Raw genomic sequence first — 14402 nt, forward strand, 5'->3', positions numbered from 1 at the left:
GCGGCCTGCGGGGCGCGGGGTCGCCGGGTGCGCGGCGTCCGTGTCTGCCGTGTGCGGCGCGCGGGCCGGGTGTGTGCGGTGTTCGCGTCCGCCGCGCGCCGCCCGCGGGGCCCGGCGCCGCCGCGTGTACGGCGTCCGGGTCCTCTGCCGTTCGCGTCCTTCCGCGGCCGCCTCCTACGGCCCCTCCGCCGACCCCTCCGCGTCCTCCGCCGCCTCCGCGTCCTCCGCCGCCTCCGCGTCCTCCGCCTGCAGCGCCTCCATCGCCGCCGACAGCCGCCGCAGCGCCGCCAGCGTCGCGCGGAACCCCTCCGCGCCGCCGAGCCGGTGCGCGAGCCGGGCGGCGAACTCGGCGTGCCCCGGCCCCAGTCGCGCCAGCGCCCGGCGTCCCGCGGGGGTGGGGCGGAGCAGCTTCGCGCGGCGGTGGGCGGGGTTCGGCTCGTACGCCGCGAGCCCCTGCTCCACCAGCACGTCGGCGATGCGCTGCACGCTCTGCCGGGCGACGCCCATGGCGCGCGCGACGCCGGCGACGGGCAGCGGCTCGTCGTACACGGCGTAGAGCACCTGCCAGCGGGACGCGGTCAGCCCGGCGGGGGCGGCCAGCCGGTCGCCGCGGGCGAGGAACTGGCCGTTGAGGCGGAACGCGGCGGTGGCGACGCCGTCGAGGAGGCCGGGGGCGCCGAAGGCCGCCAGGTCCTCCTCGTCCGCCACGCCGTCCGGTATGCCGCTGTTCCCCGCGCCGCCGCTCTCCGTGCGGCCTCCCGCTGCGTCGCTTTTCGGCCGGTTACGCGCCCCGCCCCCGGCGGCGCCCCGAGCCTCCCGCCCCGGCCGCCCCGTCACCGCGACCCCGCCTCCATCAGCACCGGGAACGCGCTCGGGTCGGACGAGCCGAACAGCCGCACCCAGGCGTCGAGCACCTCGGGCTCGTGCAGGTCGAGCATCCGGAACACCTCGCGCGCGAACGCGACCGGCTCCGTCGGCCCCGCCGTGACCAGCAGCCCGCCGTCGGTGACCGCGTCCGCCTCGACGTAGCGCGCGTGCCCGCCGTACCCGGGCTGGCCGCCGACGTACTCCGCCGCCGCGCCCGTGTGCGCACGGTCGTCCAGCAGCCCTTCCCGGGCGAGGCCGGCGACCGCGCCGCAGATCGCCGCCACCGGCACGCCCGCGGCCAGGAACGCGCGGGCCCCGCGGGCGTACGGCGCCAGCTCGCCGCCGGTGTCCCAGAGGGTGGCGCCCGGCATGATCAGGAGTGTGCTGTCCTCGGGGCGCAGGTCGTCCAGCGCCAGGTCGGGCAGGATGCGCACGCCGCCCATCGTGGTCACCGGGCGGCCGGCCTCGGGGCCGACGGTGACGACCTCGTACGTGTCGCGCGGCGGGCGGTGCAGCGACGTCTCCCGGATGTGCGCGACGGCGTGTCCGGTCTCCCAGTCGGCGAGCGTGTCGTAGACGGCAAGGTGAACGATTCTGCGGGCCACGGTGTCTCCTTCGTTTATTGACAGCATACTGTCGAATGGACAGCATGCTGTCAATCGCCCTCGACCGCTGCCCTTATCGTGTGGGTGCATCCCCGTCAGGAAGGGCCACCGCATGACCCCCGCAGGCGCCGTGGTCCGGCGCGAGACGCTGCGTGCACAGATCGCCGACGCCCTGCGCGACGAGATCCTGGCCGGCCGGCTCGCGGCCGGGCAGCACATCACGGTCGGCGAGATAGCCGAGCAGTACGGGGTCTCCGCAACCCCCGTACGCGAGGCCCTGGTCGACCTCTCCGCCCAGGGGCTCCTCGACGTCGAGCAGCACCGCGGCTACCGCGTGCACGCCTTCACCCTCGACGACTACCGCGCCATGACCGACGCCCGCACCGTCGTCCAGCTGGGCGTCTTCCGCGGCGACCCGCCGCACGTCGTCGACCCCGCGCCCGCCGCGCTGACCGCGATGCGGCGCCGCGGCGAGGAGGCGGAGCGGGCGGCGAAGGCCGGCGACCTCGACGTGCTCGTCCACTACGACCTGCGCTTCTGGCGTGAGATCACCGGGCTGATCGGTAACGACTACATCTCCGAGTTCCTGGAGCGGGTGCGGGTGCACTGCTGGGTGTTCGCGGTGCCGTACCTCCGGGGGGCGAGCGAGGACTGCGTGCCCGGCACGTTCTGGCAGGGGCATATGCGGCTCGTCGAGGCCATAGAGCGCCGCGACGTCGCCGCCGCTGAGGAGGTCGTACGCACGTACAACCGGCACTCGCTGGAGCTGATCGAGCGGCTCGCAGGCGGCTGACCGGCCGGTCGTGCCCGGTCGGCGCCCTGAGCGCGGGCCTCCGGCGGCCCGGCCGCACCCGGCCGGCGCCCTGAGCGCGCCCGGCGTGTTGGCCGAGACCCGGCGGGGGCGGGCGCGGTACCCGGCCGGGGGGTGCTGCCGGGCCGCCGGCAGCGGCTACCCTGAGCCCGACCGCGCAGTTAAGGAGCGTTCCGCTTGGCCTGCGACCTGTGGCTGGTGCCCCTTGTCGACGTGCTGTGCCACAGCCCCGACAACCCCTTCGCCGAGGAGATCGCCGCCTACGACGACGCGCTGGCACAGGCGGGGCTGCCGCCGGTGCCCGTGCAGAGCTACATGCCGGGGCTGTCCGGGGACGTCGCCCCGGTCGCCGGCTTCGACTACGACGCGCTCCACTTCCTGCGCCGCGCGTACCTGTTGCAGCTGTGCGGCCTGGAGGTCACGCCGGTCGGCGAGCTGGGCGGGGACTACGAGCAGCTGCTGGAGATGTTCGAGGCCACCGCGCAGCAGTCGCACCTGGTCTGGCACTACGACCACGCCGGTGCGTACGTGCCCGTCGACTTCCCGCACCCGCTCGTCACGGAGGAGCTGCTCGCGGGCGGCGGGCCGCTGGGCTCGGCGCAGGGGCTTGTGCGCGAACTCGTCGCCGTCGCCCCGGTGATCGGCATCGACCCGGACAACCCCCCGCCGCCCCCGGCGCCGCCGCCGGGGCCGACGGAGCTGTCGGAGCCGGCGGCGACGGCGCCGACGGGGGGCGGGGAGTTCGCGCAGGAGCGGCACGTGTGGCTGGGGCTGCACGCGGCGGCGACGCGGAGCCTGGCGCAGGGCTCGATGATCGTCTTCAGCTGACGGGTGGCGGGCCGGTCCGCCGCGGGCCGCCGCGCCACCCCCGGCCGCCACCCCAGGCTGCCGCCCCCGGCCGTCATCCGGGGGAACCCGCCGTGTCACGGGTGTTGACGCCGGGACGGGCAGGGGCCATTCTCGCCGAGACGAAATCTCGTATTGCGTCTGAAATCTCGAACGTCAGGAGCGGGCCGCCCGCGTTTCCCCGGGACGGGGAGGGTGGCGGGGCTCCACCGTCGAACCGGTTCGACAACGCGCGTGCCTGGCACTGTCGAACCGGTTCGCCCCCCATGACGACGCACAGGGAGCAGTGACGATGGTGAGTACGAGAGCAACACGGGCCCGTCCCGCGCTGCGCGCGGCGCTGACCGCCGCCGTGGGCGCGGCCCTGCTGACCGCGGGCCTCGGAACGCCCGGCGCGTCCGGCGCGTCCGGCGCGTCCGCCGCCGAAGGCGAGCTGACCGTCGACCTGGCGACGGACACCGGTCCGTTCCACGGCGGCGCCGCCGGCACGCTCTACGGCCTCTACGGGCAGGACGTGCCGACGAACAACCTCATCGAGGGCATGAACCTGCGGACCGTCTCCACCAAGGCGCAGGACGGACCGCAGCACCCGGGCGCGGACGCGCTCGAAGTCGTCAGGCCGCTCGCGGACTCCACCGACGGCGACGTGTACGTCTACATGACCGACATCCACCGCGGCTTCCCGTACCAGTGGGAGGGCGACACCCCGCGGGAGAAGGTGCGGATCTACCGGGAGAAGATCGCCAAGCAGGTCGACCAGGTCCTCGAACTGCCCGCGGAGTACCGGGACAACATCGTCTTCGTGCCGTTCAACGAGCCCGAGGGCAACATGTTCGGCACCGGCGAGTGGAGCTACGACGGCACCAGCTGGCTCGACGACCCCGCGGACTACTTCGCCGTCTGGGATGACTTCTACCGGCTGATCAAGGGGAAGATGCCGGCCGCCCGGATCGCCGGGCCCAACACCAGCATCCTGTACGAGCAGGTCCGGGGCTTCCTGCGGCACACCATCGAGGCCGGCACCGTCCCCGACGTCGTCACCTGGCACGAGCTGAGCCACCCCGAGCAGGTGCGCACGAGCGTCGCGCGCTACCGCGACTGGGAGCGGGAGATCTTCGCCGGCACCCCGTACGAGGACAGGACGCCGCTGCCGGTCAACGTCAACGAGTACGCCTTCAACTACCACACCTCCGTCCCGGGCCAGATGATCCAGTGGATCTCCGCGATCGAGGAGTCGAAGGTCGACGCCGACATGGCGTACTGGAACATCGACGGCAACCTCTCCGACTCGGCCGTCCAGTCGAACCGCGGCAACGGCCAGTGGTGGCTCTTCAACGCCTACGGCGCCATGTCCGGGCACACCGTCGAGGTCACCCCGCCCTCGCCCGGCCAGAACTACACGATGCAGGGCGTCGCCACCCTCGACCGGGAGAAGCGCCAGGCCCGGACCCTGTTCGGCGGCTCGGACGGCACGGGCCTCATCCGCTTCGACAACGTGCCCGCCGACGTCTTCGGCGACACCGTGCACGCCTGGGTCCGGGAGATCCCGTGGACCGGCCAGATCGGCGACTCCGACCGGCCGGACGTCGTCGCCGAGGCCGACGTCGCCGTGCGGGACGGCTCGGTCGCGTTCGACTTCGGCGGCGACCTGCCGGCGCTGGAGGAGTCGTCCGCGTACGAGATCGTCCTCACCCCGGCCGGCAGCGGCGGCGGGCCGCCCGGCCAGACCCCGCGCACCCGCTGGCAGGGCAGCTACGAGGCCGAGGACGCCGCGTACACCGGCTCGGGCTACAGCAGGAACGGGCCCGAGGGCTCGCCGGAGGACGTGTCGAAGTTCTACACCTCCGGCGGCTACAACGTCGGCGGCCTCAGGACCGGCTCCGACGGGCGGCTCGACTTCACCGTCGACGTCCCCGAGGACGGCACGTACGACCTCAGCGTCTTCGCCAACTCCCTCAACACCTACGGCCTCGTACAGGAACAGGGGCCGACGAACGTGTTCCTCCGCGTCGACGGCGCGGCCGAGCAGGAGCTGCACCTGCCGCTCGGGTACAAGTGGGTGGTCTGGGACCACGCCGACACCACCGTCGAGCTGACCGCGGGCCGGCACACCGTCTCCCTCGCCGCGCAGAGCCTCGACGGCACCGGCGCCACCAGCGGCGACGCGATCATCGACCGCATCACCCTCTCCCGGCCCGCCCCCGGCGCCGACCGGGCGGTCTACGAGGGCGAGCTCGCCGCCTTCGACGGCGGCGGTCCCGGCTACGACCTGCCGCCGGGCGCCGCCGTGACCGGCTCCGGCGCCGCGAGGCTCGCCGCAGGCGACACCGCGACGTTCTGGGTCTACGCGGAGGCCGACGCCGAGGCCGCCCTCGACGTCGCCGCCCTCGGCGACGGGCAGGCCCGGCTCGCCGTCAACGGCCGGGACGTGCGGGACGTGACGGCGGCGTCGGGCGCGGCGGCCGTCTCCCTCTCCGGCGGCGTCAACAAGGTCACCGTCACCGGCACCGCCGGCACCACGCTCGTCGACCACCTCGCCGTCACCCCCGGCACCGGCGCGCTGCCGGCGCGGGAGTACCAGGCGGAGGACGCCGAGCTGACCGGCACCGCCGCGGCGGCCGGCTTCTCCCTCGCCGACGGCGGCAGGGCGGTGCGGGGCGTCGGCGGCGAGCCGGGCAACGGCAACACCGCCGTCTTCCACGTCACCGCCGACGCGGCCGGCCTGTACGCCATGCGCGTCCGGTACGCCAACCCCGAGCAGTCCGAGGCCACGCACTACAACCCCGACCCGCTCGTCCGGCACGCCGACGTGTCCGTCAACGGCGGCGAGGCGCGGCGCGTGACGTTCCCGCACTCGTTCCACGAGAACAACTTCTGGGAGCTGACCGTGCCGGTGCGGCTGGACCCGGGCGAGAACACGATCGCGTTCCGCTCCGAGGAGCTGCCGAACTTCGACGGCGAGTCGTACGCCTCCGACACCTGGCCCGGGATCCTGCTGCGCTCGCCGTACGCGCCGGTGCTCGACAGGATCACGCTCGCGCCGTTCGCGGCCGAACGGCCGTAACCCGCACCGCACGCACCGCACACGCACCAAGGAGTCCGATGGTCACGATCGGCGACATCGCCCGCGCCGCCGGCGTATCCCGCAGCACCGCCTCGTACGCGCTGTCCGGCAAGCGGTCCATCTCCGCGCAGGTCCGGCAGCGGGTGGCCGACGCGGCGCGGGAGCTGGGCTACACGCCCAACGCCGGCGCCCGGGCGCTGGCCACCGCGGAGACCCGGGTCGTCGGGCTGCTCGCCCAGTTCCACGCGGACGAGTTCGCCCCGGCCATGCTCCAGTACATGCTGGGCGTCTCCGACACCGCCCGCGAGCTGGGCTACGACACCCTGCTCGTCACTGAGGCGGACGGGGCCCGGGCGCTGCGCCGGATCACGGACTCCCGCATGGTCGACGGCGTCGTCCTGCTCAACGTCGCGCAGGACGACGCCCGGCTGCCGCTGCTGCGCGCCGCACCCCAGCCCGGGGCGCTCGTCGGGCTGCCCGGCGACCCGTCCGGCGTCGACGTCTTCGACCTCGACTTCGCCGCGGCCGGGCGGGCGATGGTCGACCACATGCACCGGCTGCGCCACCGCGAGCTGATCCTCGTCTCGCAGCCGGAGCACGTCGTCGAGCGGGGCGGCGCGTACGTGTGGCGGCTGCAGGACGCGGTGGTGCAGCAGGCCGCGGCCCGCGGCATCGGGCTGCACGCGGCCTTCGGCCCGTCCCGCCAGCCCGACGTCGGCCGGGACCTGCATGCGCTGCTCGACGCCCACCCGGCCGCGACCGGGCTGCTGCTCAACAACGAGGCCGCCGCCGCGGCCCTGCCGTCCGTGCTGCACGCCCGCGGCCTGCGGGCCCCGCGGGACCTGTCGGTCATCGGCCGCTACTCCGACGAGTTCGCCCGCACCTTCTCGCTGCCGTTCTCGTCCGTCGAGTCCGCCCCCGACCTGCTGGGCGAGATGGCCGTACGCCACCTCGTCCGCCGGATCACCGATCCGCTGGCCCGGGACGAGCCGCACGTGCTGCGGCTCGTCCCGCCCGAACTCGTCGACCGGGGCAGCACCGGCGCGCCCCCCACCGCCCGCACGGCAGGCCCCGGCACACCACCAGATCCGCACGGCCAAGGAGGAAGACCGTGATATCCCTGTCCACCCCGGTCCGCGCAGCCGGCGTCCTGGGCGCCGCGCTCCTCGTCATGACGGCACCGACCGCCTGCTCGTCCAACACCGGCGGCTCCGGCGGCGACCAGTCGGACGGCACCTACACGTGGTGGGACCCCTACCCGCAGCACGCCAAGGGCTCCGACTGGGCGAAGCGGGTGGCCGCGTGCGGCGACGAGGCCGGTGTGACCATCGAACGCACCGCGTACGACACCACCGCCCTGACGAACCAGGCGCTGCTCGCCGCCCAGGAGGGCACGGCGCCGGACGTCATCCTGATCGACAACCCGGCCGTCTCCACCCTCGCCGACACCGGGATGCTCACCACGATGGACGAGTTCGGCCTCGACACCGCGGGCGTGGACGAGAACCTCCTCGCGGCGGGCGTCGTCGACGGCAAGGCGTACGGCATCCCCATCGGCGCCAACACCCTCGGCCTCTACTACAACGCCGACGTCCTCGACGACGCCGGCGTCGACCCCGCCGCGATCAAGGACTGGGACACGCTCACCGCCGCGCTGAAGAAGGTCACCGACGCCGGGCACAAGGGCATCACCTTCGCCGGCACCAACACCGAGGAGGGCTCCTTCCAGTTCCTGCCCTGGTTCTGGGGCGCGGGCGCCGACCTGCGCGACCTCGACTCGGCGGAGGCCGCGACGGCGCTGGAGCTGTGGACCGGCTGGCTGGACAAGGGCTACGCGCCCAACTCGGTGATCAACAACTCCCAGAACACCACCTGGGAGGAGTTCCTCACCGGCGACTTCGGCTTCGGCGTGAACGGCACCTGGCAGGTCAACAGCGCCGCCGAGGCGGACTTCCGCACCGGCGTCGTGCAGATCCCCGGCCGGGACGGCGGCGTGGCGCCGACCCCCACCGGCGGCGAGTTCATCACCGCACCCGTACAGGACGACGGCTCCCGGTACGACGTCACCCAGCAGATCGTCGAGTGCATGACCACGCCCGAGGGCATGGTGGAGACGGCCACGACCTTCGCGTACTACATCCCGCCGACGAAGGCGGGGCAGGAGCAACTGCTCCAGGAGAACGCCGAACTCGAACCGTGGGTCGAGGCCGTACGCACCGCCCGCGGCCGTACCGGCGACAACCTCGGCACCGACTACCCGAAGATCTCCGAGCCGCTGTGGACCGCCGTGCAGAAGGCACTCAGCGGCTCCGCGAGCCCCGCCGACGCGCTGCGCGAGGCCCAGGCCGCCGCCGAGGACGAGGCCGGCTGACCGCCGCCCGGGGAGTCGCACCCATGGAGACCACCACCCCGGGCGGACCGGCGAAGCCGGCCGCCGCCCGGCGCCCGCGGGTCCGCGGGCGCTCGACGCAGTGGGCCGCGTTCGCGTTCCTCCTGCCGCTCGTCGCGTACCTGCTGGCCTTCTACGCCTATCCGCTCTACCGGAACGTCGACCTCAGCCTGCACGAGTACACCGTCCGCTCCTTCGTGCAGGGCGGCGCCGAGTTCACCGGCCTCGCCAACTACCGCGACGTGGTGGGCGCCAACGCCTTCGGCACCGCGCTGCGCAACACGCTCGTCTTCACCTTCGTCTCGATCGCCGCGCAGTACGCCGTCGGGCTGGCGCTCGCGGTCTTCTTCCGCGCGAACTTCCCGCTGTCCGGGCTGCTGCGCGGCATGTTCCTGATCCCGTGGCTGCTGCCGCTGATCGTCTCGGGCTCCACCTGGGCGTGGATGCTGAACAGCGACAACGGGATCGTCAACGCCGCCCTGGAGGCGTTCGGCATCGGGCAGGTCAACTGGCTGACCGACCCCGGCTGGGCGCTGACCTCCGTGATCGTCGCGAACATCTGGCTCGGCATCCCGTTCAACCTCGTCATCCTCTACTCCGGGCTGCAGAACATCCCGGACGAGCTGTATGAGGCCGCCGCGCTGGACGGCGCGAACGCCTGGCAGCAGTTCTGGCGGATCACCCTGCCGATGCTGCGCCCGGTCTCCGCGATCACCCTGCTGCTCGGCCTCGTCTACACGCTCAAGGTCGTCGACATCATCTGGATCATGACGACCGGCGGCCCCGGCACCTCCTCCACCACCCTCGCCGTCTGGTCCTACCGCGAGGCGTTCGGCACCGGCCTGCCGGACTTCTCGCCCGCGGCCACCCTCGGCAACCTGCTCATCCTCATGGCCCTGGCCTTCGGCCTCCTCTACCTCCGCCTCCAGCGCCGACAGGAGTGGTCATGACGGCGTACCGGACACGGGCGCGCCGCCGCGCCCGGTGGCAGACGGCGCTCGGGATCCTCTTCACCGCGGTGCTGCTCTTCCCCGTCTACTGGATGGTCAACGTCTCCCTGACCAAGACCGGCAACATGCGGGCCGACCCGCCGCACTGGTTCCCCCGCGACCCGACGTTCGCCGGCTACGCCGACGTGCTGCGCGACCAGCTGCCGGCGCTGACGACCAGCCTCGCCATCGGCCTGGGCTGCGTGGCGCTCACCCTCGCCGTCGCCGCGCCCGCCGCGTACTCGCTGGCCAAGCTCCGCCCGCGCGGCGCGACCGGCCTGTCCTTCGTGCTGCTGGCCGCGCAGATGATCCCCAGCGTCGTCATGGCGATCGGCTTCTACGCCGTCTACGTGCGGCTCGGCTGGCTCAACTCCGTCTGGGGGCTGATCCTCGCCGACTCCACCATCGCCGTGCCCTTCGGCGTCATGGTGCTGACCGCCTTCATGGCCGGCATCCCGCAGGAGCTGATGCACGCCGCGAAGATCGACGGGGCCGGCGCCTGGCGCACCTTCGTCTCCGTGGTCCTGCCGCTGAGCCGCAACGCCGCGCTGACCGTGTCGCTGTTCGCGTTCCTGTGGGCGTGGTCGGACTTCATCTTCGCCTCCACCCTCAGCCGCAACGCCGACGCGATCCCCATCACCCTCGGCATCTACCAGTACATCGGCAACAACACCACCGAATGGAACTCGATCATGGCGACCGCCGTCGTCGCGTCCGTGCCCGCGGCCGTGCTGCTCGTCGTCGCCCAGCGCTTCGTCGCCGGCGGGGTCACCGCGGGCGCCGTCAAGGACTGACCGAGCCGCCCGAGAACCGACCGCGCCGTCAAGGACCGACCGAGAGGAACCCGGCTGTGAGGAGCCCGCGTCCATGGTGAGCTTCCGACCCACCCCGACCGGCATGGAGATCCGCCACCGGCACGAAGTGCTGACCGTCGAGGCGTGGGGCGCCGACAGCGTCCGCGTACGGGCGGCGCCGTTCCGGCTCCCGGCGGAGAGCCACGGCGCGCTCGACCGACCGCCGCCGTCCCCGCCGCCGCGGGTCGACGCCGACGGCGACGCCGACGTCGACCGTGCAGTCCTCGTCCACGGCGAGCTGACCGTCACGGCCGCGTTCGACCGCCGCGCCGCCCACCCCGAGCCGCTGCTCACCTTCACCCGCACGAGCACCGGCGCCGAGCTGCTCGCCGAGAGCCGCGAGCACTTCTGGCTGCCCGGCGCCCGCGTCTTCCGCGGCGACGGCGGCGGTGGCGGGGGCGCGTACGAGATCCACCAGCAGTTCGCCGCGTACGACGGCGAGCGGCTCCACGGCATGGGCCAGCGGACCCACGGCCGGCTCGACCTCAAGGGCCTGGCCCTCGACCTCGTGCACCGCAACGGCGAGGTGTCCATCCCGTTCGTGCTCTCCAGCCGCGGCTACGGGCTGCTGTGGAACCTGCCCGCGGTGGGGCGGGCCGAGTTCGCCGAGAACGCCACCCGCTGGCAGGCCGGCCGCGCCCGGGAGATCGACTACTGGCTCACCGCCGCGCCGACCCCCGCCGGGATCCTCGCCCGCTACGCCGACGCCACCGGCCACCCGCCGGAACTGCCGCGCTGGGCGTCCGGGTTCTGGCAGTCCAAGCTGCGCTACCGCGACCAGGACGAGCTGCTCGCCGTCGCCCGCGAGCACCGCCGCCGCGGCCTGCCGCTGTCCGTCATCGTCGCCGACTACTTCCACTGGACCGCGATGGGCGACTACCGCTTCGACCCGGCCGAGTGGCCCGACCCCGGGGCGATGGTGGAAGAACTCGCCGAGCAGGGCGTGGAGCTGATGGTCTCGGTCTGGCCCACCGTCTCGCCGCTCGCCGGTTCCTACCCCGACTACCGCGACCGCGGCCTGCTCGCGGGCACCGCGCAGGGCGTGGAGTGCCACCAGACCATCCAGGACAAGGGCATGGCCGCGCCGATGCCCGTCGCCTTCTACGACCCGACGAACCCGGAGACCCGGGAGTTCGTGTGGGAGCGGGTCCGGCGCGGCTACCGCGACCTCGGCATCCGGGTCTTCTGGCTGGACGCCTGCGAGCCCGAGCTGAGCCCCGCCCAGCCGGAGAACCTCGCCCTCTACGCCGGCCCCGGAGCGGAGACCGCCGGCGTCTACCCGCGTGACAACGCCCGCCTCTTCGCCGAGGGCATGGCCGCCGACTCCGCCGGGCCGGCCGTGCTGCTGTGCCGCTCCGCGTGGGCGGGCGCGCAGAAGTACGGCGCCGCGCTCTGGTCCGGCGACATCCCCGCCACCTGGGCCTCGCTGCGGCAGCAGATACGCGCCGGCCTCGCCGTCGCGCTCTCCGGCATCCCCTGGTGGACCACCGACATCGGCGGCTTCCACGGCGGCGACGCCCGCGACCCGGCGTACCGGGAGCTGCTGGTCCGCTGGTTCCAGTTCGGCGTCTTCTGCCCGCTGTTCCGGCTGCACGGCGACCGCGAGCCGCGCACCCCCACCTCGTACGCGCAGACCGGCGGCCCCAACGAGGTCTGGTCGTACGGCGAGGAGGCGTACGGGATCATCGCCGGGCTGCTGCACCTGCGCGAGCGGCTGCGCCCGTACCTGCACGAGCAGATGGCCGCCGCCGCCCGCACCGGCCTGCCCCCGATGCGGCCGCTCTTCGTCGACTACCCCGGCGACCCGCGCGCGTGGCAGGTCGACGACGCCTTCCTCTTCGGCCCGGACGTGCTCGTCGCGCCGGTCGCCGAGGCGGGGCGGCGCGACCGGGAGGTGTACCTGCCGGCCGGCACCCGCTGGGTCTGCGCCGCCACCGGCGAGACGTACGACGGCGGCGGCACGGTCACCGCCGCCGCCCCCCTCGACCGGATCCCCGTCTTCACCCGCGAAGGCGCCGACGTGCCGCTCGGCGCGGATACGGGCGCGGGCGGCGCCGGCGCCGGGGTGGGGGCGGCGGCCTCGTGACGGAGAACGCACAGGCGGCGGAGCCGGCCGGCGGCACCGACCCGAAGGGGGGCCGGCCGGCCGTCCCCACCCGCGGCGCCCGGCGCCCGCTGGGGCTCGCGGAGGTGACGCTCACGCCCGGCGGGTTCTGGGCGGGGCTGCAGGAGACCAACGCGGCCGCCACGCTGCCGCACTGCGAGGAGTGGCTGGAGCGGCTCGGCTGGCTGGCGAACTTCGACCGCGTCGCCGCCGGCGGGCCGGGCGCGGACCGGACCGGCTGGTCCTTCGCCGACTCCGAGGTCTACAAGCTCGTCGAGGCGCTGGCGTGGGAGTACGGCCGCACCGGCGACCCCGGCTGCGACGCCGCCGTACGACGGCTCACCGCGCGCATCGCCGCCGCCCAGGACCCGGACGGCTACCTCAACACCTGCTACGGCCACCCCGGCCGCCCGCCGCGCTACAGCGACCTGGAGTTCGGCCACGAGCTGTACTGCACCGGGCACCTGCTGCAGGCCGCCGTCGCCCGGCTGCGCACCGCCGGCGCGGACGACCTCGTCGCCGTCGCCCGCCGCGCCGCCGACCACGTCTGCGCCGCCTTCGGCCCCGCGGGCCGCGGCGCCGTCTGCGGCCACCCCGAGATCGAGACCGGCCTCGCCGAACTGGGCCGCGCCCTCGGCGAACCCGCCTACGTCGACCAGGCGCGGCTGTTCCTCGACCGCCGCGGCCACCGCACCCTGAAGGTGCCCTTCGGCATCGGCAGCGCCGGCTACTTCCAGGACGACGTGCCCGTCCGCAAGGCCGACACCTGGCGCGGCCACGCCGTGCGGCAGCTGTACCTGGCGGCCGGCGCCGTGGACGTGGCCGTCGAGCGCGACGACCGCGAACTGCTCGCCGCCGTCGAGCGGCAGTGGACCCGTGCCGTGGCCCGGCGCACCCACCTGACCGGCGGCATGGGCTCCCGGCACCAGGACGAGGGCTTCGGCGAGGACTGGGAGCTGCCGCCGGACCGCGCGTACTGCGAGACCTGCGCGGGCGTGGCGTCCGTGCACGTGTCCTGGCGGCTGCACCTGGCCACCGGCGACATGCGCTACGCCGACCTGATGGAGCGCACGTTCTTCAACGTCGTCGCCACCTCCCCGCGCGCCGACGGCCGCGCCTTCTTCTACGCCAACCCCCTCCAGCAGCGCACGGCGGGCGAGCCCCGCGAGGCCGCCGCCGACGGCGACGTCAGCCCGCGCGCCGCGGGCGGCACCCGGGCGGCCTGGTTCGACGTCTCCTGCTGCCCCACCAACGTCGCCCGCACCCTGGCCGCCTGGCACACGTACCTGGCCACGGCGGGACCGCGGGACCTGACGGTGCTGCAGTACGCGAGCGGCCGGATCACCGCGGAGCTGGGCGACGGCCGGACCGTCGCCGTGGCGGTGGAGACGGCGTACCCGGCGGCCGGACCGGTGGTGATCCGGGTGCTGGACGCGCCCGCCGGCGCGGTGGCGCTGCGGCTGCGCGTGCCCGCGTGGGCCCGCGGCGCGGTGCTCCACGAGGGCGGGACGCGCCGCCCGGTGGCACCGGGCGCGGCGGTGGTGGACCGCGCGCTGGTGCCGGGCGAGGAGATCCGCCTGCACCTGCCCGTGACCCCCCGCTTCACCTGGCCGGACCCCCGCGTCGACGCGCTGCGCGGCTGCGTCGCGGTCGAGCGCGGCCCGCTGGTGTACTGCGCCGAGTCGGTCGACCTGCCGCCCGGGTTCACCCTGGACGACGTACGGGTCGACACCGCGGCCGCCCCGGAGGACCGGGACGGCACGGTCCGCGTCCGCGCCCTGCACCGCCCGGCGGGGCCGCCGGACGGCCCGTCGGCGGATGCGCCCGGCTGGCCGTACGCCCCGGACCCCCCCCCGCCGCCGGAGCCGCCGGG

At 74.5% G+C, this 14402-nt stretch carries 11 protein-coding genes; 9 read left to right on the top strand and 2 right to left on the bottom strand.

All coding sequences use genetic code 11. The features are described from left to right. Positions 1-174: 174 nt before the first annotated feature. Positions 175-708: a MarR family winged helix-turn-helix transcriptional regulator gene (locus ABD317_RS24010; protein WP_344291992.1), complete on the bottom strand. Its 534-nt coding sequence runs from the start codon at positions 706-708 to the stop codon at positions 175-177. A 125-nt stretch (positions 709-833) separates the two neighbouring features. Then, a complete protein-coding gene (locus ABD317_RS24015; RefSeq protein ID WP_344291993.1) occupies positions 834-1472 on the bottom strand; it encodes a DJ-1/PfpI family protein in 639 nt (212 codons plus the stop codon). A gap of 112 nt (positions 1473-1584) precedes the next feature. Between ABD317_RS24015 and ABD317_RS24020 the strand changes: the two genes are divergently transcribed. From ABD317_RS24020 to ABD317_RS24060, 9 genes are all read left to right on the top strand, one after another. Beyond that, positions 1585-2265 carry a GntR family transcriptional regulator gene (locus tag ABD317_RS24020; protein WP_344291994.1) on the top strand — a complete coding sequence of 227 codons (681 nt, stop codon included), beginning with the start codon at positions 1585-1587 and terminating at the stop codon, positions 2263-2265. Positions 2266-2460: 195 nt separating this feature from the next. Then, the gene (locus ABD317_RS24025) at positions 2461-3111 is read left to right on the top strand and encodes a hypothetical protein (protein ID WP_344291995.1); all 651 of its coding nucleotides are present in this window, start codon (positions 2461-2463) and stop codon (positions 3109-3111) included. Positions 3112-3367: 256 nt separating this feature from the next. After that, positions 3368-6193, top strand: a complete 2826-nt coding sequence (locus ABD317_RS24030; RefSeq protein ID WP_425582420.1) for a cellulosome protein — start codon at positions 3368-3370, stop codon at positions 6191-6193. Between the two features lie 38 nt (positions 6194-6231). Beyond that, positions 6232-7308, top strand: coding sequence for a substrate-binding domain-containing protein (locus tag ABD317_RS24035; protein WP_051438582.1), 1077 nt, complete (start codon positions 6232-6234; stop codon positions 7306-7308). Further along, the gene (locus tag ABD317_RS24040) at positions 7305-8564 is read left to right on the top strand and encodes a sugar ABC transporter substrate-binding protein (RefSeq protein WP_344291997.1); all 1260 of its coding nucleotides are present in this window, start codon (positions 7305-7307) and stop codon (positions 8562-8564) included. Before ABD317_RS24035 ends, ABD317_RS24040 begins: the two co-directional genes overlap by 4 nt. A gap of 23 nt (positions 8565-8587) precedes the next feature. After that, on the top strand, positions 8588-9532 hold the full coding sequence (locus tag ABD317_RS24045; RefSeq protein WP_344291998.1) for a carbohydrate ABC transporter permease: 945 nt from the start codon (positions 8588-8590) through the stop codon (positions 9530-9532). Continuing rightward, a complete protein-coding gene (locus tag ABD317_RS24050; RefSeq protein WP_344291999.1) occupies positions 9529-10365 on the top strand; it encodes a carbohydrate ABC transporter permease in 837 nt (278 codons plus the stop codon). The genes ABD317_RS24045 and ABD317_RS24050 overlap by 4 nt, the downstream gene beginning before the upstream one ends. A 73-nt stretch (positions 10366-10438) precedes the next feature. Then, positions 10439-12511 carry a glycoside hydrolase family 31 protein gene (locus ABD317_RS24055; RefSeq protein WP_344292000.1) on the top strand — a complete coding sequence of 691 codons (2073 nt, stop codon included), beginning with the start codon at positions 10439-10441 and terminating at the stop codon, positions 12509-12511. Beyond that, positions 12508-14402: glycoside hydrolase family 127 protein (locus tag ABD317_RS24060; RefSeq protein WP_344292001.1), on the top strand; the 1895-nt coding region annotated here is incomplete at its 3' end. The genes ABD317_RS24055 and ABD317_RS24060, both read left to right, overlap by 4 nt.

The organism is Streptomyces synnematoformans (assembly GCF_039531005.1).
GTDB lineage: Bacteria > Actinomycetota > Actinomycetes > Streptomycetales > Streptomycetaceae > Streptomyces > Streptomyces synnematoformans.